Source organism: Thermonema lapsum, assembly GCF_011761635.1.
In the GTDB taxonomy this organism is placed as follows: Bacteria; Bacteroidota; Bacteroidia; order Cytophagales; family Thermonemataceae; genus Thermonema; species Thermonema lapsum.
Genome location: NZ_JAASRN010000003.1, coordinates 1 through 18,185, shown reverse-complemented (window position 1 = coordinate 18,185; position 18,185 = coordinate 1). Strand labels below are relative to the sequence as shown.

Genomic DNA, 18,185 nt, shown 5'->3' with positions numbered 1-18,185 from the left:
ATGTATCGTCTGCTTGTGTATGTATTATTTGCCGGCTTGTGTCTATTTGCCTGCAACCTCGAAAAAACCATAGAGGTGAAATTGCCGGCACATGAATCGAAATTGGTGGTAGAGTGCTACTTAGAGCACGGCAAGCCCTATCGTCTGTTGCTTACCGAGAGCGTGAATTATTTCAGCAGTCCTGCCCTGCCCAACGTTGACGACGCCACGGTGGTGATTACCCACCGAGGGCAAAGCGTTTTACTTGAATATAAACCACAATTAGACACGCTCACTGGCAAAATATACAACTATGTGTCTGATAAGTTGGTGGATTCTACGGGCGGTGGTACCTATCGGCTTGAAATCAGAGACACACGCGGGCGGCGCATCACCGCCGAAACAGCTTTTTTGCCCAAAGTGCCTATCACCGAAATTACATGGGAATTTGAAGACAAAAACAAAGAAGAAAAAAGCAGCACAGCCAAAGCCCTGTTGCTCATACGCCACCCCGAAGACCCGAACCAAGAGAATTATTACCGCATGCGTATTTTAAAAGACAGTGCACAAAAACTTATCAACAAATTGGATTTTGTGTATCGTGGTCTCTTTGCTACCAACGGGGAGGTAACACTGGGCACTTCCTATCGTTTCAAAGACAAAGACACTTTGCAGGTCATACTCTATCACATCGACCGGCGCTTTTATGACTACTTCCGAACGGTAGACGACGCTATCGGTGCCAACGGCAACCCTTTTGCCCCGCCCGCCAATATTATTTCGGGAGTAGAAGGCGGCTGGGGGGTATTTGCAGCCCTAAGCTATGACCAAAAAACGGTGGTAATTCGAAAAGACACTACTCAACGCCAATCCCAACAACCGTTGAGAAGGCGATAGGCGTCCACCACATCAAGAAGCAATTGGAAAGAACTGTACGAACGCCTTCGTCTCGTACAAAAAACAATGTTTTACACAGCCGTTGGTTCTTAAAGCAAGGATGGTATCGAAGCGTACTCACGACCTGAGTTGCCGCAACACGAAGTTGAACGCTCTTGTTCTTGACTTAGGAATGAACCCGTAATTCAAATTTGAGAAATAATGCAAAAAATTCTTTCTTGTTTGTTCTTGTTACTGCTCTTAACAATCGCTCGCTTTGTATAGATTTTTGAACATTCATGGTAGCAAATAAGAGAAAGAACTTTTATTATCTCATGTAAACTTAAAGAGAAAACACCTAACTAAAAAGTTGTTTTAACCTTCCAAGCATCGCTTCTTTTCCTACATTTCCGTATATTTATAAGGCAAACAAAGGCATGCTCATTTTAAAATTCTACCTGCATTATGAAAGATATAATAATATTTTTCGAAACGATTCCAAGCAGTTGGCGTGCTGCCTTTCTTATTGGTGGTCTGGCATTGTTCTGGAGCTTGGAAAGCATTGTTCCGCTCATAAAGTTTTCTTACCACAAATGGAAACATGCGGGCATTAACATTTTCTTTACACTTACAACCGTACTTATCAATTTAGCTTTTGCCAGCTTGCTTTACCTGTCCAGCCAGTGGGCAGTCAATCACTCCTTTGGCATTGTGCAGTGGTTACAGTTACCGCTATGGGCAGAAGCCATCTTAGGTTTGCTGCTGCTTGATTTAATAGGCGCCTACTTGATTCATTATTTAGAACACCGTGTGCGCTGGATGTGGCGCTTTCATATCATCCACCACAGCGACCCATATGTAGATACCACCACAGCCAACCGGCATCACCCTATCGAGAGCGTATTCCGGGCTACATTCACCATTTTGGCAGTGCTCATTGCCGGAACACCCATGTGGTTGGTCATGCTTTACCAAAGCTTGTCGGTGCTTTTCTCTCAATTCAATCATGCCAACATCCGGCTTCCGAAAAAAGTTGACAAATGGCTCAGCTATCTTATCGTTTCACCGAATATGCATAAAGTACACCACCACTACCGACTGCCTCTTACCGACACCAACTATGGCAACATATTTTCTATTTGGGACCGTCTATTCGGTACTTACGCCTTTTGCCCGCCACAAAAACTACATTATGGCATAGACACCCACCCAAAAGAAGAAGAACATAGCCGCATTTTGCGGCTCCTGAGCATTCCCTTTGAAGCTTATCGTTCGGCATCACCGCCCGAAACACCCGAAAAGAGGGAAGAAAAAGCAAAGGCATAGCAATTGCTGTTCCTTTTGGGTTAAAAAAGTAAAGCCCACTCTTTCGAGTGGGCTTTGTTGCGTTGGCCGACCAGGGCTCGAACCTGGACTCTTCTCAGCCAAAGTGAGACGTGTTGCCAATTACACCATCGGCCAATTCCCTTGCGATGACGATGCAAATATAGAAAGGCTTTTTTTATCTACCAAACTTTCCCTGCAATTTTTTTTCATCCAAAACAGGCTCTGTGCTACGTTCACCCAGTATTTCCTTGATTTTCATGCGAATAGAATCCACATCATAACCACACTCTCTGTACTGTTCTTCTTGCGTTCCGTGCTCTACTACTTTATCGGGTACACCCAGGCGATAGACCCGCGCATGATAGCCGTGGTCTGCCATAAACTCGAGTACTGCACTGCCGAAACCTCCCATTAGACAGCCGTCTTCAATGGTCAATATGTTATCGAACTTTTGGAATATCTCATGCAACAGCTCTTCGTCCAGCGGCTTCACAAAACGCATGTCATAGTGCGCCGGATTGTAGCCTTCAGATAGCAAATCCGTGTAGGCTTTCACTGCAAGATTGCCCACATGCCCGATGGTCAGAATAGCCAGCTCTTCACCTGCACGAATCATCCGTCCTTTGCCTATGGGAATACGCTCAAGAGGTGTGCGCCATTCGGGCATGACTCCCTGCCCCCTTGGATAGCGTATGCTGAATGCTCGTTTTCCATATTCTTCGGCATCGAGCATAGCCGTGTACATCAGGTTGCGCAGCTCCTGCTCGTTCATGGGTGCCGAAACTACCAGATTCGGTAGGCAACGGAAGTAAGCCAAGTCATAAGTACCTTGGTGCGTAGCCCCATCGGCGCCTACCATGCCCGCACGGTCAAGGCAGAATATCACGGGCAGCTCCTGAATGCATACATCATGAATCACTTGGTCGTAGGCGCGCTGCATGAAGGTGGAATAAATATTGCAGAAAGGTATGAAGCCTTGTGTTGCCAAGCCTGCAGAAAAAGTAACGGCATGTTGTTCACAGATACCTACGTCAAAAGCACGTTCAGGTATTTCGCGCATCATGATATTGAGCGAAGAGCCGGAAGGCATTGCCGGCGTGATGCCCACCACTTTGGGATTCATGCGTGCCAGTTCTACAATCGTATGCCCAAATACTTCTTGATAGTTGGGCGGCTGCGGCTTCTCCGCAGGCTTCTTGTGTATTTTCCCCGTCAGCTTATCGAAGGTACCAGGGGCATGCCAGATGGTCTGCTCTTTTTCGGCGGGGGCATACCCCTTGCCTTTCACCGTTACGCAGTGCAGCAATTTCGGACCCGGTATTTTCTTTAGGTCTTCTAGAACATGCACCAGATGTTCCACGTCGTGCCCATCCACCGGACCGAAGTAACGCAAGTTCAGCGATTCAAAGAAGTTGCTGTGTTTGAGCAAGAAACTCTTAAACGTATGCTCTATCTTCGATGCCAATTCTTGGGCATGAATGCCCAACTTATTGAGCACCCCTAACATCTTCCACACTTCATCCTTCAGTTTATTGTAGGTCGAAGAAGTGGCGATGTCGGTCAAGTATTCTTTGAGAGCCCCCACATTGGGGTCAATAGACATGCAGTTGTCATTAAGCACAATCAACAGATTCGCATCAGAAGCCCCCGCATTGTTCATGCCTTCGAAAGCCAAGCCGCCGGTCAAGGCACCATCTCCAATGACAGCTATGTGGTGGCGGTGCTCTTCGCCTTTCAACTTCGAAGCTATTGCCATGCCCAAAGCCGCCGATATAGAAGTAGATGAATGCCCTACACCAAAATGGTCATAGGGGCTTTCTTTGATTTTAGGAAATCCAGAAATACCCCCGTAGCGGCGGTTGGTATGAAACAAGTCGCGCCGCCCGGTGATGATTTTATGCCCATAAGCTTGATGCCCTACATCCCACACCAGTTTATCGTCCGGCGTATTGAACACATAATGCAAAGCCACGGTCAGTTCCACCACGCCCAAGCTTGCACCAAAGTGCCCACCATATACCGACACCACGTCTATGATGTAGTCGCGCAGCTCAAAGCAAAGCTGCTGCAGCTCGCCAAGCGGCAACTTGCGCAAGTCTTCGGGATAGTTTACTTTTTCCAACAAAGGACCGGGTTTGATTATATTAGATACGCTCATGTTTATGTGCTTTAATTTATTCATACTCATGAAATGATAAAACTAATTTTTCAAAAAATGGTTGTCTGCAAGTCTAACAAACATACACATTTTTCTAAATTTACCAAGCTATTTCGCTAATTTTGAGAGCATAGGAAATGACCAGTTGGGACATTGCTTAAAAAAGTTCAATTTTAACTCTTAATAAGCCAAACAAAACTGTGAGCTTTGAAATCAAACTACCTTTATTTGAAGGTCCTTTTGACTTGCTTCTCTTTTTCATAGAAAGAGACGAGCTCGACATTTACGATATACCCATTGCCAAGATTACCCACGATTTTCTGGATTATATCCACCAGCTCGAAAAACTGAACATAGAAGTAGCCGGCGAGTTCATGGTGGTGGCTGCCACGCTCATGCGCATCAAGTCGAAGATGCTGCTGCCCCGCCCCGAATTGGACGAAAAAGGCAACGAGATAGACCCGCGGGAAGAGCTTGTCAAACACCTTTTGGAGTATAAAAAGTACAAGTCTGTCATTGATGAGTTTGCCCGCTTAGAAGACGAGCGTCTGAAGAAAGAAGCCCGCGGCAACTTGCAACAGGAACTGCAAAAGCTGGCTGCCTCCAACAACGTGGAAGCCGAATTGCAAGGCTTGGACCTATACAAGCTGCTGCGTGTATACGAGCAGGTGATGGAACGCTTCCGTCTTGAAAACAAACGGATTTCACACACCATAGAGCAGTACCCCTTCACCATTGAAGGGCAAAAGCAGATGATTCAGCAGCTGTTGCAAAAACAGCGACGGGTTTCTTTCGTAGAAATCATAAAAACCAACCCCCGGCGCATAGCCGTTATTTTCAACTTTCTGGCTATTTTGGAAATGGCTCACTATGGCGAAGTACGTCTGATTATAGGCGAAGGAGCCAATAACTTCTGGTTAGAAACCGCAGCTGCCAAAGAAACAGAAGAGGTAAGCACCTAAAAAAGGTTGCCCCTTTATGGCAACCTTTTTCGAGTCGAAAAAAACAAATATAGATGGCTTATTCCTTATTCTTCAATGACATCGTCGGGGATGGGAAGTGCTCGCTTCTGCTTAAATACCGACAGCACCACCATCGACTGCATATGTTCTATCTCTTCAATCTCGCTGACCTGTTCTAACATCAGTTTTTGATAGGAAGCGATGTCTTCGGCTACGATTTTCAACAAGAAATCAGCCGCCCCTGTCATATAATAACACTCGACGATGTTGTCTATCTTATTGATTTTATCTACAAATTTCTCTATTACGCTTTTCTTATGGCTAATGAGCGATACCTGCACGAAGGTCATCACGCCCAAGCCTACTTTCTCTTTGTCCACCACTGCGTGGTAGCTTTGAATGATACCGGCTTGTTCCAGCTTTTTCACCCGCTCCAAAGTAGGTGCCGGCGACAAACCGATGTCTTTTGACAGTTGCGCATTGGTAATGCGTCCGTCTTCTTGCAAGATTTGCAGTATCTTACGGTCTATTTCATCGAGTTTCAGTCTTCTACGTTGTCCCATAGATGATTATGTTTTTTACATGCAAATTTATTTTGGCAAAAATACAATTTATCATAACATGTTTTTGAAAACATAAATTTTTTTCTTGATTTTAAAAAACTTAAGTTGCAGCAAGCATGGAAAAAATACAACAATACCTCGAACATACCCTGCTGTCGCCCACTGCTGCTTATGAAGACTACGACCGTCTGGTGGCAGAAGCTAAAACATACCACTTTTTTGGGGTTTGTGTGCCCCCCTATTGGGTAAAGAAAGTAAAGCGTGACTTACGCGATACGGCTGTTCAAGTGGTTACGGTCATCGGTTTTCCCTTAGGCTATCAACGTACCGAAACAAAGCTCGATGAGGTGAAATACGCCCTACGCGACGGCGCCGACGAGTTGGACGTGGTGCTAAACCTCTCGGCAGTAAAAAGCCGTGCTTGGGACTGGGTAAAAATAGAGCTCGCACGCCTTGCCGAAAGTATACATCAAGCCGAAAAAATATTTAAGTTGATTTTAGAAACCGCCTACCTCGACGACGATGAATTGCATAAGTTATGTAGCATGTGTGCTGCCTGTGGTGTGGATTACGCCAAAACATCTACCGGCTTTGCCCCCAAGGGCGCCGAAATAGAAACTGTGCGCAAAATGCGGCAATGGCTGCCTGCGCATGTGGGCATCAAAGCATCGGGAGGTATTCGTAACTTTGCGCAAGCCCAAGCTTTTATAGAAGCCGGTGCCGACCGTATCGGCACTTCCTCGGGGGTGCGTATTGTGGAAGAAAGCCTCCGGCAATCAAATTCATAGTTTTCCCCTGCTGTTGCACTAAACTAAAAACAAATACAGATTATGCCCAACTATGCAGCTTTGGTACACCAAGTAGCAGACCTGTGTCGCGAAACAGGCGAATGGATTGACGAGCAGGCACAAATATTCAATCGCGAAAAAGTAGAGTACAAAGGGCGCAACGACTTGGTCTCTTATGTAGATAAAGAAGCCGAAAAGCGCTTGTTGCAAGGACTGAGGCACCTGATGCCCAAAGCCTTGTTCCTGAGCGAAGAAACCAATGCACAAACTCAAGTAGCGCAGGGCGCTTACTGGATAGTGGATCCGCTCGACGGCACCACCAACTTCGTGCACGCCGTGCCGATATACGCTATCAGCGTAGCGCTGATGGTCAATGGCGAGCTGAAAATAGGCGTTGTATATGAAATCAATCGCCGTGAGTGTTTTTATGCATGGGAAAAAGGCGGTGCTTATCTCAACCATACCCCTTTGCGCTGCAACAACTCCACCCCCTTAGAAGCTTCTTTAATAGCTACGGGCTACCCGTATTATGATTTCGGGCTTACTGCCTACTACCTGCAGATACTTGAACGCTTCATGAAAAAAACGCATGGGGTACGGCGTTTAGGTGCCGCCTCCGTCGATTTAGCCTATGTTGCAGCAGGGCGCTTCGAGGGTTTTTTCGAATACAACCTTCAGCCATGGGACGTAGCCGCCGGTGCTCTTATCGTCAAAGAAGCAGGCGGTAGCCTCTGTGAGTTTACGGGCGGCACCGACTACATTTTTGGGCGCTCTATCGTGGCGGCAAGGCATAGCGGCTTGCTCCATGAAATGCTCGAACAAATAAGCCCCATTTGGGAAGAAGCGCTTAACAGCCAAAGTAAGGTTTAGTCTTGCGCATTCACTATCCTCAACAGACACTCCTGTAGAGTAAAGAAAGCCGGTGGGGGCGGCTCCGCCAAAGGACTACTTCGGTAAACTGCCTTTTTGCTACGGAAGCGAACGCCGCCCTCATCCTTACCCTTTTCTTCCCATTGTACCTGTATGATAAAAACGCTGAGACGCCTCCACCCCATACGCATCTTCTGGCAACTCTAAGAATCCGAACGTAAGCAAACCATCCTAATGACTTTGCTTGTCCTCCTTTGCAAGGCATCTTGTGCTTCGTTGCAGTTTCACACTGACAGGGGTAGCAGTGGGCTCTGCACCATATTCATAAACATACTTGCTTATGTACAAGCTGTCGCCTTGGAAGTGAGCTTCCAACCAAGCCGACTTATAAAAAAATCATAATCTTGGGCTTGCCCGCTCCATGCTAAAAGTACAAGCGCCAAGCAGCAAACCGCTTTCTTCAATTGAAAGGCAGGACACAGCATAAAGTTAAATTCTTAGGTGCTATATTACATCAAGCAATCAAACCCAATGCCATCCCCTCGTGTCCTTTAAAAGGCTTGATTTCCTTTTCTTTTATTATCTTTTTACATTGAGGTTTTCAAGCGTCTCACACCCTATGCGTTTTCATGGTATAGCATACATCACCATCGCTTTCCTGTTTGCCCTTCAAGCAGTTGCCATTGCACAGAATCTGGTGCCTGACGGCTCTTTCGAGCAATACTTGGATTGCCCGCACGACTATGGTACTGTACGTTTGGGTATCTTGCGCCACTGGTGGGCAACTCCCAACAACTGTACCCCCGACTATTTCCACCAATGCGGAAAAAATGACTTTTCTACAGAAAAAAACACGTGTGGTGGGCTGCCTCCGCAAGAAGGAAAAGGCTACGTAGGCTTGATTATACGTACTGGCGAAGGCAAAAATCAAGCAGACCTTTATTACCGGGAAGCCATTCAAACAGAGCTATTAGAACCCTTGCGTCCCAACGCTCGTTACGTCGTCCGTTTTTACGTGGCGCGCTCTGAGTATTCTAACTATGCTGCCGGCAACATAGGCGCCCTTTTAACCCCCCATCCTATCGAAATTTCTGTGCTGAAAGATTATCCGGCGCAAGTAAGGCATCCGGAAATTATCACTTCCACCCAGTGGGTAAAAATAGAAGACACCATCGTGGCACGCGGGGGTGAACGTTACCTTACCATCGGCGAATTTGAACGCTATGAGCAGCGCAAGATTTTACCGCTACAGGTGGCGCCCAAATACAGCAAACGATTCAGCTATTCGCGTGCCTACTATTTCATAGATAAGGTATCGGTCGAGTTTCTCGATGAGCCGAATGCCTCGAGCGAAATGCTACTCACTCGCAAAGCACCGAGCAGCTACATCATCAGCCCCGATTTTGGAGAGATTCAGGTAGGCAAGCCGGTGGTACTTACTGGCGTGAAGTTTGCATACAACCAAGCAGAGCTTTTGCCTCAATCGGAAGTTACACTCAATAAGCTGTACCGTCTCTTGGTACTTCATCCGCAAATAAAAATACTTATCGTAGGACATACCGATGAAAAAGGTACAGCCGAATACAATCAACTGCTTTCGGAAGAACGTGCCCGGCGAGTAGCCATATATCTTCACAACAAAGGCATCAGCCCCGAACGCATCCGATTCAAAGGGAAAGGCGCAAGCGAGCCACTCAATACCGCAAAAACCCCAGAGGCGCACGAAGAAAATCGGCGCGTGGAGTTTATCATTGAGCCTTGATAAAAAACGCTTACTTTTACCGATTAAACTTCTTGTAATGCTTCCCTGCCCAAGCGAAACAAACCTAAGTCATGCCTTCCTTTTTTCAAAGCTAAAAGAAGCATCAAAAAGTTTTATAGAACCCACAGCTTGCCCCTACTATTCAAAGAAAAAATAAAGTGAGACCCTTTGATTGTAAAGCGCTTTCAGCTGCCCCGAATACGCATTGCCATCTTGCTCAAGCACATTCATTATGCCCTGCGAGAAACGCAGCTCGGGAGCAAACTTGAACATGGGAAAGAACTTCTCCATTCCAAAACCAAACTCTATTGCCACATCAAAAGGCTTTACCCGCACCAAATCCTGCTCTTCTACCTTTCTTGATAAGGCAAAAGAAGCACTGGCACCAATCAACATAAACATACGCGCATTGCCCCTGCGCGACGACTTGAAGCGAAACAGCAAAGGCAAATCTATGTAAGTGGCTTCTACTAACTTGTTTACTTTGTTGCCGCTACTCAAGCTGGTATATTCCAAGACGCGCTCATTGAAGCTGGCAGTGGGCGCCAAGCGCATCTCCCACCAAGGGTTGAGATGCAGCGCACCCAACAAACCCAAAGCAAAGCCCGGCGATATTTTAGCCTGCACTATTGTATCGGAAGTGGCATATCGCCCCTGGGGTTGAAAGTGAAAACGCGAAAAATTCAAGCCTAAAACAAAACCATAGTGCAATTTTTGCTCATCGTAGTTGCGCAGATTGATGTCATTTCCGCGCAGATGCTGGGCAAAGCTCATTGAGCAAGCCAGCAGAAGCATCAAGAGGGCTTGACACCCAAATAAATAGAGCTGATTCCGAAAGTTAAAGGATACCATTTTGTTTCTTTAAATCCAGTTTGCTTCAATATGTCCACAAATTGCATACCATCGGGGAAAGCATCTACCGATTCAGGTAAATAGGCATAAGCTGCGCGGTCTTTAGAAATAAGCTTTCCAATGAAAGGAACCCAACGTGTAAAATAAAAACGATACAACTGCTTGATGGGGAAACGCTTGGGTTTGGAAAACTCAAGCACCAGCAACACGCCCCCCGGTTTCAACACACGAAAGATTTCCTGAAGCCCCTTCTCCAAATTTGCAAAATTACGCACCCCAAAAGCTACAGTTACCGCATCAAAGGTATTGTTTTCGTATTGAAGGTTTTCCGAATCGCCATATTCGAGCAAAATCTTTTCGCTCAGTTTTTTTTGACGTACCTTTTCTCTTCCGTGTTCCAGCATTTTTTCGGAAATATCGACCCCTACTACTTGCTCTACAGAAGGTATTTTGCTCAGTTCAATGGCAAAGTCGGCGGTGCCGGTAGCCACATCCAGCAGATGCTTGGGCTGCCATCGTGCCAGCATTTTGGTCGCTTTCTTGCGCCATGTCACATCAATCCCTAAGCTCAAAACATGATTCAAGAGGTCGTAGGTGGTAGCTATGTTGTTGAACATGCGCGCCACCTGCGCTTTTTTGTCTGCTGGCTCTTCTTTGTAAGGCAATACTGTCATAGATTTTCTTTCAAAAAGTGTGATTACATATATCTAAACAACCACGCTATACCCGTTTTGTTTTTCCTCTTCGTTTTGATTGTACAGATAAGTCAGCACCTGCATTTCTTCCCGGCTAAGCTGCTTGCCCCGCCTTTGCATCATACGACTGGCTGTTTTAAAAAGTTCTTCAAGGTGATAACGTTGCCAACCGTAATGCACACCTCCCCAACTGAATGAAGGAATATGCTTGGGCGGGAAATCACCGCCAAAGATGTTGGCAGCCACTCCTACTACCGTGCCTGTATTAAACATGGTGTTGATGCCCGCTTTGGAATGGTCGCCCATGGTTAAGCCACAAAACTGCAAGCCAGTGTCCACGTAGTCGTTGTGCAGATAACTCCATACCCGCACAGTGCTGTAATTATTTTTCAAATTAGAGGTGTTGGTGTCTGCACCCAAATTGCACCAAGCCCCTATCACACTGTTGCCCACAAAACCATCGTGCGCTTTATTGCTGTAGCCCCAAAAAACACTGTTGCTTATTTCTCCCCCTACCTTGCAATAAGGTCCGATGGTGGTATCGGCTCGCATTTTGCCCCCTATGTTCACCACTGCCCCTTCACAAAGGGCAAAAGCACCATGAATTACGCTCATCTCTTGCACTTGAGCACCTTTGCCAATATAAACCGGACCATTTTCAGCATTGATAACACAAGCCCGCAACTGCGCCCCTTCTTCTACAAGTACATTGTCTTTGCCGTAAATGACTGTGTGGGAATCCAATATCTTGGCAGGTTGAGCTGTGTGCACCAACAAATCAAAATCGAAGCGTATCTGTTCTCCATTAAAGCGGAAAATGTCGGAAGGCATTTGCAACAGCTTACAATCGCCTTTCCACTCTATGCTTTTACTTGGCTCAAGAGGTTGAGCAGGCAAAGGCTTGCTTGCCCGCATCGCTAACAGTTTGTTGTCCAGCATCAAGCCTTCACCGGGTGCCAGTGTATTGATGGCTTGCAGCAAATCGGCATTGGGTAGCAAATTACCGGCAATATATAGCGTCTCTTCCAGTTGGCTTGGCACTTCATAAAGAGACTGCAAGTAAGGCAGCGTTTGTATGTAGAGCTTTTCCGCTGCCAACAAGCGGCGCCACTTCTCTGCCACAGTCAAGGCGCCCACTCTCAACAGAGCAGCCGCCCGGGTAAAAGTTAAGGGTAAAAGCGCACGATGCGCCTCCGGTGTGTCAAACAATACAATGTGCACGATTCAAGCGGTTTAAAGCGTTTGCACAAATCTAATAAAAAAAAAACGGTGCGCATGCCCTCGGGTATGCACACCGCCGGTGTATCTTTACCTGTAAAAGCTTTAGTTCTGATTGCGCATTTCTTTGCTTTTGGCTACACGACGATTGAATTTCTCCACACGACCTGTAGTATCCAATACCAATTTCTTACCGGTAAAGAAAGGATGCGACTTGGCACTTACGTCAACCTTGATTACAGGATAGGTGTTGCCGTCTTCCCATTCTATAGTTTCGTTCGAAGTCATAGTGGACTTGCTCAGAAACTTATAGTCGCTAGTAATGTCCCAAAATACAACCAGTTGATAGTTCGGATGAATATCTTTTTTCATGAGTTTAAATATTTAAGTTCCCTGCTATCCAAATCAAAGGACTGCAAATTTAAAAACATTTATTTATTCCTACAAACTCCAGCACATTGATTTTCAAAAAGCTTTTCCGAATATCATACCTTATGTTATGCTGCCTGTGCTTTATCCAAAATTGCTAACCATATTACCCACTCCTATACTAATACGAAAAAAAAACGCTTTTTAATTTCATTTCTTTTGAAAAGAAAGAACTACTTTTTAAGTTAGAGGAAAACAAAACGTACAACTATGGGTATTTTCAAACGTATCGCTGACATCTTCAAAGCCAATGTAAATGATGCCTTGGATAAGGCCGAGGACCCAGCAAAAATGATTAAGCTGATGGTCATCGAAATGCAGGAGTCGCTAACCAAAGCTACTGCCAGCTTAGCAAAAGCCATGGCGCAAGAGCGCAAGCTAAAAAACGAATATGAGAAGTATCTGAGCCTCTCGGAACAGTGGAAGCAGAAAGCAGCTGCCGCCTTGCAGCAAGGACGCGAAGACCTGGCACGCCAAGCCTTGCAAAAAAAGGCACTCTGCGACCAAAATGTAGGACAGTACAAACAAATGTACGAAGCAGCTGTACAACAAACCGCACAACTCAAAGAAACTGTAGACAAGCTGAAAATCAAGCTGGACGAAGCACGTGCCAAAGAATCTATGCTTCTTGCACGCAGCGAAACTGCCAAAGCACAAAAAGAAATTGTCAAACAAATTGGTGGTTTAGACACTTCCAGCATCTTTGCCAAGTTCGATAAGTTCGAAGAGAAGATACTCGAACAAGAAGCCGAAGCACAAGCCTACGCCGAGCTTGCCAGTGACAATATGAACAACCTTGAAGATGAGTTCAAAAAGCTGAATGCCAGCTCACAAGTAGATGACGAACTGGCTAAGCTCAAAGCAGAGTTGAATTCCGGTAACGATGCCAACAGCAACTCATAAGATTATCCATCATCTTTTTCTACTCCAAACAATTAACCAACACAAAGCCATGCCTAAATTCAAAGTTTTAAAAGAAGGTGTCAACCAAGAGCTTATCAAGCAGACCCATCAAAAGATAAAATCATTCATACAAGAGCTGTTTCACGAGAATGAAGTCATTGAAGTGGATGGCACCTACTCTTTCACCTTTGGCACTGTCAGTGTAAACGTGCGTGTGCTTCCTTGGCACAGCGAAGATGTATTGGTAGAAGTATTTTCTTATGTGGCAGAAGAAATAGAATTATCACCCTCTGTGATGGAAGAGCTGCTGCGCCTCAATGCCACCACACATTTTGGTGCCTTCGGCATTACCTTCGACAACTCGGTGGTGTTTAGTTATTCAATAGCGGGTGCCAATCTGGATTTCAACGAGTTTGCTGCGGCAGTACAAACCGTAGCTACCGTAGCCGATAGCTACGACGAACTGCTCAAAGAGTTTAATGTATGATATACGTCCTGATTGGGGTGATATTGCTTGCTGCCGGCGGTTTTTTGGAGTACAATCGTCGGCAGCAATTGCGCCGCGTGCTAAACATCAAATACCACCAAACAACCGCTATCGGTGAGGTTATAGATGCCTACAAAGACATAAGCAGGCAACTGGGTGTAGGCAATTATTCCCAAATAGTAGAGTTAAAAGGCAAAGCCAAGGCGTTATCGCCTTTGCAAAGCGAGTTTAGCAAGAAATCAGTAGTATATTATACTGCCACCGTCACCCGAGAATACGAAACCAAAGTAAGGCAGCAAGACCAAGAAGGAAACATCTACTGGACTACTGAGCGACGCACCGAAGTAATAAGCCACCAAGAGCATAAAATCCCCTTTCTAATCGAAGACCACACCGGCGAAATAGAAGTAAATCCGGAAGGAGCTGAAATTCATCCTATAAAAAGCTTTGACCGCTTCGAGCGAGAAGGAGAAGGACAGTTGTTCAGTTATATAGCCCAAAAAACAGCTTACAATCAGGACAATAAAACCTTGGGGTTCCGTTATCAGGAGTCGATTATACACGTGGGGGCTCAGCTTTATGTTCTTGGAGAAGCCCATGACCGCGACGGTCATCTGCGAGTGGGCAAACCCAAAGACGATAAAGAAAGCTTTATTATCTCTACCAAAACGGAAGAACAATTGCTAAAGGAATCAGAAAAGAACGCCAAAATATCTCTTGTAGGAGCATTCATTTTAGGCATCATTGGCGTGGTGCTTATTGTCTATGGCATCACTGCTTAAAATTTTAACTCTGCTTATCAAACGCTCAACTATCTATAAAAGAATATAGAGGACATCTTATCTTGGATGCCCCCTATATTTTTATTTTTTCTTCCGTTTAACGCAGCGGAAGGTTCTTCAACCAAGCCTCACGCAAACGTAGTTGTGCTTCGGTAGGATGCTCCATCGGCACAAATGCGGGTGCCGGGGAGGCGCTATCTCCCGCTTTGAAGTCTATGCCTATTTTGTTAAAATACTCTTTTAAAGGCAAAGGCTCGGCATTTTTCACATAGCGGTCAAAGAAATCGCCTATTTCTGGATAGGTCATCTCTACAAAGATATCGAAAAACTTGTCCTCGGGGAAAGGCTTCGATGCTCCGTATTTGTTAATCAATTCAAGGATTACTTCTCTGAGCCCCCGTTTGCCGTTCGACAGCTCCAGCAAGCGGATGTCGAGCAAAGAAGCTACCAATGCTCCGCGATAATAGATGTTGCTATATTGTTTTTGTCCTTCCGCAGTGTAAGAGTTCAGACTCAGCGCCACCAGGCTATAGTTAGAGTCGAAATAACGGCTATCCACATATGCTTTTCTTCCCCAGCGCTGCAGGAATTCATCGAGGGAGATGAGCCCGCCCCGTAGCTGCATCATATGGGCAGCCCATTCGGTAGTGCCTTCATACAACCACAAGTGCTGCGAAGGCGTGGGCTTCACAAAGTTGAAATGTTCTATAATTTCGCTATGGATATTCAGCGGGGTTACTATATGAAAGAACTCATGAGCCGCAATGCTTAGTACAGAGTTTTTCATTTGCTCGTTCCACTCGCCCTCTTTCAATATGTACTCCGAGCTGTAGGAGTGTTCCCACGCACCGGCGCTCTTGTCGGAGAAGTGAAAGAGGAAAGTATAACGCTCTACAGGCAAGCCATTGAGAAAGTCGCTGGCTGCATTCAACATATCTTTCATGGCAGAAAGCAAGGTAGTGGAATTTATTTTCCCAGTAGCCGAATAGGTATATACGTCAATTTGTGCCCCGCCTACTTCATCTTTGGCGTAGGTGAGGTTGCCCAATAAAATAGGCGAATCTACTGCATGGTCATAGTTGTTGGCAAGCCAATAGCCTTGCTCATTGCGGTTCAAGGCAGTACCTACCTTCCAGCCTTCGGGATATAACAGCTCAATAGTAAAAGGAGCCTGCTGCTTGCCGTGGAAGTAACCGAATACCGTTTGCCCGTTGATGAGCACATGGTCATCTTCTATGGAAGAACCGCACATCAAATAAATGGGGTTTTCCTGCACAGGGGTATCCCATGTTTCGGCTATTTCATAACGGATGGTGCGTACCTTCTCCGGTTTTTTAATTTCCCATTGGTTCACCGAAACCTGCTCTACTTCTACCGGACGACCTTTGTTATCGAGAACCTCAAACTTACGCACAAAACGCCCCATGTCCATGACTTGGTAGGTGCCCGGCGCTGTAGAAGCAAACTGGTAGATAATGGGTTGTTTGCCCAACTTGCCTTGTATTTGGATGGTTACCTTAAAGGAATCGCCAGAACGGTCATTCAAGTTCACCACATAATGCAATTGTTGTGCCCATGCCGCTACACTCAGGCTCAGAGTCAAGCAAACAGTTAAAAGGATGTTTGTGCTTTTCATACTGCTGTTTTTTTTTTAAAAAAACTACATTGATAAATTGTGCAAATAAAACGCCCCGGAAGGGGCATATATTTTGGCAGAGCAATATAAGATTTTTTCTTGGCGCTTTGCTGCCTATTCTTGCATCAGCAGGTCAAAAATCATCTACCTGCCAGTATTACCCGTTGTCCGTTCAAGCCCCCGATTGGTTGCACCCTAATAAAGCCTTTTTCTATTGGGCATTTACAAAGCTATGATGCAGTGTTGACGAGCAGCACTACTATTCTTATGGCATCATTGCCATTGATAGCAGCCACCGCCGCAGCTGAAAGCTTTTCTAAGGCAACACGACCGGCGGGCTACTCTTCGAAAACCGTACGGGCGGCATACGCTCCCATAGGATTGCTCACAGATTTGCCATCATCGCCCGTTGTTTGCTGGCAGGCATCCGGTGAGAAAAAAACAGGCTTCCGGCTGGTATAGATGCTGGCGAGGAGGAGGTACACCCGTTTTTTTCGATGGGGGGCAAGTGGCGATTTTCACGGCAGGCAAGGCTTCACCGGTAGAAAAACTGTAAAAGCTCCCTACCCCCCCTGCTCACTCAATATAATATTTCGTGCAAGGGGTTTGAATTCGGGCAATACTGAGTATAAGCCTCTTATATTGAGCTGGCAGACCTCCTGCACAAGCCACACGAACGGTAAACACAAAGGTCTCAGTGATAGCTAAACACGTGTCCCCGCGATTTGGCATTTTTTTAAAAGGAAGGAAAAAAACACCACAAGTTTATGAAACTGGTGCATGCTGCTTCAACACTTGCAGGAGCTGCCCCGCCGAAAGCATGCCCGAATGACGCCACAACAATTGACCATTCTTGAAGAGCATAAAAGTAGGTACGCCGCGTACCTGATACTTCGCTGCCAGATGAGGGTTTTTATCCACATCTATTTTGATAATCTTGGCTTGATTGCCTATTTGCCCCGCTACTTCTTTGAGTACGGGCTTCATTGCTTGACAAGGACCACACCACTCTGCCGAGAAGTCGATGAGTACAGGTACGTCTTGGTTGATTAATTGCTCAAATTTTCCTTTCATATTAGTTTAGGTTCTTTTTTCATATGAACATAACTTTGTTTAAAAAAATTCAAGCCAGTAGATTTGCTACGAAACAGTTTTTGGTTTGACAAAAAATCCCTTTGGTCTTCTTATTATTCGGCTATGGCGTCTTCTACTTTTACTCTACATCCTCTATTTTTATGGTATGCTCTCTCTTCTTTTGTTCTTGGCTTATGAGTTAGAGTGGTTCAAATTTGAGAACCTCCCACTACAGCTCTTAACATATTTTTCTAATTTGAAGCCTTTGAAATTTTTACTAACTTCAATTTGTTGGTTTCGCAACAACTCTATACATTAGCAAAGCATTTTCTTTAGCATCTAAACTAAAATTGAGAATTTACTCGAATGGATGCTATTAGCATTTCAGAGATTGAAGGTAGTTATTTTAAGTAATGGGGCTTCCTGTTTATTGAATTTATCAACACCTAAAATTCTTTGAAAATGCATAAAATCAGGGTGTACGAAAATATACACATTCTGTTTTGGTTATTAAAAGATTTAAGCTGGATAACACTTTGGAAGCCACTTGGATTATTAATGATTATCCCCACCGTTGGATTTGCCATATGGTTTTGCATTAAAACCTTTTCAATAAGCGAGTTTTATGTTTACCTTGCCACATTGTTCTGGATAGTGGCAAATGCAATATGGATGGTATTAGAATTTTATTCACTTGAACAATACAAATACATATCTGCACTTATTTTCATGGAATTAGTAACCAAATATAGATAAATTTCCATTCCTTTTTGCGATAAATAAGGCAATGGTTATTCTCAACATCTCTTCACTTTTTGAATAACA

General features: G+C 45.2%; 19 protein-coding genes and 1 tRNA gene. 10 read left to right on the top strand and 10 right to left on the bottom strand.

Annotation, left to right across the window (positions count from 1 at the left end; all coding sequences use genetic code 11):
- The gene (locus FHS56_RS09700) at window positions 1-876 is read left to right on the top strand and encodes a DUF4249 domain-containing protein (protein ID WP_166920277.1); all 876 of its coding nucleotides are present in this window, start codon (window positions 1-3) and stop codon (window positions 874-876) included.
- Between the two features lie 444 nt (window positions 877-1,320).
- On the top strand, window positions 1,321-2,181 hold the full coding sequence (locus FHS56_RS09695) for a sterol desaturase family protein (protein WP_166920275.1): 861 nt from the start codon (window positions 1,321-1,323) through the stop codon (window positions 2,179-2,181).
- Window positions 2,182-2,243: 62 nt separating this feature from the next.
- On the opposite strand, the gene FHS56_RS09690 is transcribed toward FHS56_RS09695, so the two are convergent.
- Together FHS56_RS09690 and dxs are read right to left on the bottom strand one after the other, a co-directional pair.
- Window positions 2,244-2,316 (bottom strand) — tRNA-Gln (locus FHS56_RS09690).
- Between the two features lie 40 nt (window positions 2,317-2,356).
- Window positions 2,357-4,339 (bottom strand): 1-deoxy-D-xylulose-5-phosphate synthase, encoded by a 1,983-nt coding sequence (gene dxs / locus FHS56_RS09685; RefSeq protein ID WP_166920273.1) that lies wholly within the window; start codon window positions 4,337-4,339, stop codon window positions 2,357-2,359.
- Window positions 4,340-4,539: 200 nt separating this feature from the next.
- Here dxs and FHS56_RS09680 point away from each other — a divergent pair, with 200 nt between their 5' ends.
- The gene (locus tag FHS56_RS09680; protein WP_166920271.1) at window positions 4,540-5,301 is read left to right on the top strand and encodes a segregation and condensation protein A; all 762 of its coding nucleotides are present in this window, start codon (window positions 4,540-4,542) and stop codon (window positions 5,299-5,301) included.
- Window positions 5,302-5,366: 65 nt separating this feature from the next.
- On the opposite strand, the gene FHS56_RS09675 is transcribed toward FHS56_RS09680, so the two are convergent.
- Complete coding sequence (locus tag FHS56_RS09675) at window positions 5,367-5,864, bottom strand: Lrp/AsnC family transcriptional regulator (RefSeq protein WP_166920269.1); 498 nt, start codon at window positions 5,862-5,864, stop codon at window positions 5,367-5,369.
- Between the two features lie 116 nt (window positions 5,865-5,980).
- Between FHS56_RS09675 and deoC the strand changes: the two genes are divergently transcribed.
- Window positions 5,981-6,652 (top strand): deoxyribose-phosphate aldolase, encoded by a 672-nt coding sequence (deoC, locus tag FHS56_RS09670; protein WP_166920267.1) that lies wholly within the window; start codon window positions 5,981-5,983, stop codon window positions 6,650-6,652.
- 42 nt (window positions 6,653-6,694) lie between these two features.
- Window positions 6,695-7,522, top strand: coding sequence for an inositol monophosphatase family protein (locus tag FHS56_RS09665; RefSeq protein ID WP_166920265.1), 828 nt, complete (start codon window positions 6,695-6,697; stop codon window positions 7,520-7,522).
- Here FHS56_RS09665 and FHS56_RS09660 read toward each other — a convergent pair.
- Window positions 7,519-7,707 (bottom strand): hypothetical protein, encoded by a 189-nt coding sequence (locus tag FHS56_RS09660; protein WP_166920263.1) that lies wholly within the window; start codon window positions 7,705-7,707, stop codon window positions 7,519-7,521. The genes FHS56_RS09665 and FHS56_RS09660 overlap by 4 nt on opposite strands.
- A 434-nt stretch (window positions 7,708-8,141) precedes the next feature.
- Between FHS56_RS09660 and FHS56_RS09655 the strand changes: the two genes are divergently transcribed.
- Window positions 8,142-9,284, top strand: a complete 1,143-nt coding sequence (locus tag FHS56_RS09655; protein ID WP_166920261.1) for an OmpA family protein — start codon at window positions 8,142-8,144, stop codon at window positions 9,282-9,284.
- Between the two features lie 138 nt (window positions 9,285-9,422).
- Here FHS56_RS09655 and porT read toward each other — a convergent pair whose 3' ends face one another.
- The 4 genes from porT to FHS56_RS09635 all read right to left on the bottom strand — a co-directional run bounded on the left by porT (window position 9,423) and on the right by FHS56_RS09635 (window position 12,421).
- Window positions 9,423-10,058: a type IX secretion/gliding motility protein PorT/SprT gene (gene porT, locus FHS56_RS09650; protein ID WP_166920259.1), complete on the bottom strand. Its 636-nt coding sequence runs from the start codon at window positions 10,056-10,058 to the stop codon at window positions 9,423-9,425.
- Between the two features lie 20 nt (window positions 10,059-10,078).
- Window positions 10,079-10,810 carry a bifunctional demethylmenaquinone methyltransferase/2-methoxy-6-polyprenyl-1,4-benzoquinol methylase UbiE gene (gene ubiE / locus FHS56_RS09645; RefSeq protein WP_166920256.1) on the bottom strand — a complete coding sequence of 244 codons (732 nt, stop codon included), beginning with the start codon at window positions 10,808-10,810 and terminating at the stop codon, window positions 10,079-10,081.
- A 33-nt stretch (window positions 10,811-10,843) separates the two neighbouring features.
- Entirely contained in the window at window positions 10,844-12,052 is a 1,209-nt protein-coding gene (locus FHS56_RS09640; RefSeq protein ID WP_166920254.1) for a GlmU family protein, read from the bottom strand.
- A gap of 102 nt (window positions 12,053-12,154) precedes the next feature.
- On the bottom strand, window positions 12,155-12,421 hold the full coding sequence (locus FHS56_RS09635) for a type B 50S ribosomal protein L31 (RefSeq protein WP_166920252.1): 267 nt from the start codon (window positions 12,419-12,421) through the stop codon (window positions 12,155-12,157).
- A 267-nt stretch (window positions 12,422-12,688) separates the two neighbouring features.
- Between FHS56_RS09635 and FHS56_RS09630 the strand changes: the two genes are divergently transcribed.
- From FHS56_RS09630 to FHS56_RS09620, 3 genes are read left to right on the top strand one after another with little or no spacing between them, the layout of a single operon-like run.
- The gene (locus FHS56_RS09630) at window positions 12,689-13,381 is read left to right on the top strand and encodes a PspA/IM30 family protein (protein ID WP_166920250.1); all 693 of its coding nucleotides are present in this window, start codon (window positions 12,689-12,691) and stop codon (window positions 13,379-13,381) included.
- A 49-nt stretch (window positions 13,382-13,430) separates the two neighbouring features.
- On the top strand, window positions 13,431-13,868 hold the full coding sequence (locus tag FHS56_RS09625; RefSeq protein WP_166920248.1) for a YbjN domain-containing protein: 438 nt from the start codon (window positions 13,431-13,433) through the stop codon (window positions 13,866-13,868).
- Entirely contained in the window at window positions 13,865-14,650 is a 786-nt protein-coding gene (locus FHS56_RS09620; protein ID WP_166920246.1) for an E3 ubiquitin ligase family protein, read from the top strand. The genes FHS56_RS09625 and FHS56_RS09620 overlap by 4 nt, the downstream gene beginning before the upstream one ends.
- 97 nt (window positions 14,651-14,747) lie before the next feature.
- On the opposite strand, the gene FHS56_RS09615 is transcribed toward FHS56_RS09620, so the two are convergent.
- Window positions 14,748-16,286 (bottom strand): M61 family metallopeptidase, encoded by a 1,539-nt coding sequence (locus tag FHS56_RS09615; RefSeq protein ID WP_166920244.1) that lies wholly within the window; start codon window positions 16,284-16,286, stop codon window positions 14,748-14,750.
- A gap of 240 nt (window positions 16,287-16,526) precedes the next feature.
- Between FHS56_RS09615 and FHS56_RS09610 the strand changes: the two genes are divergently transcribed.
- Window positions 16,527-16,748 (top strand): hypothetical protein, encoded by a 222-nt coding sequence (locus tag FHS56_RS09610; protein WP_166920242.1) that lies wholly within the window; start codon window positions 16,527-16,529, stop codon window positions 16,746-16,748.
- A 303-nt stretch (window positions 16,749-17,051) separates the two neighbouring features.
- On the opposite strand, the gene trxA is transcribed toward FHS56_RS09610, so the two are convergent.
- Window positions 17,052-17,360: a thioredoxin gene (gene trxA, locus FHS56_RS09605; RefSeq protein WP_166920240.1), complete on the bottom strand. Its 309-nt coding sequence runs from the start codon at window positions 17,358-17,360 to the stop codon at window positions 17,052-17,054.
- Window positions 17,361-18,185 lie beyond the last annotated feature (825 nt).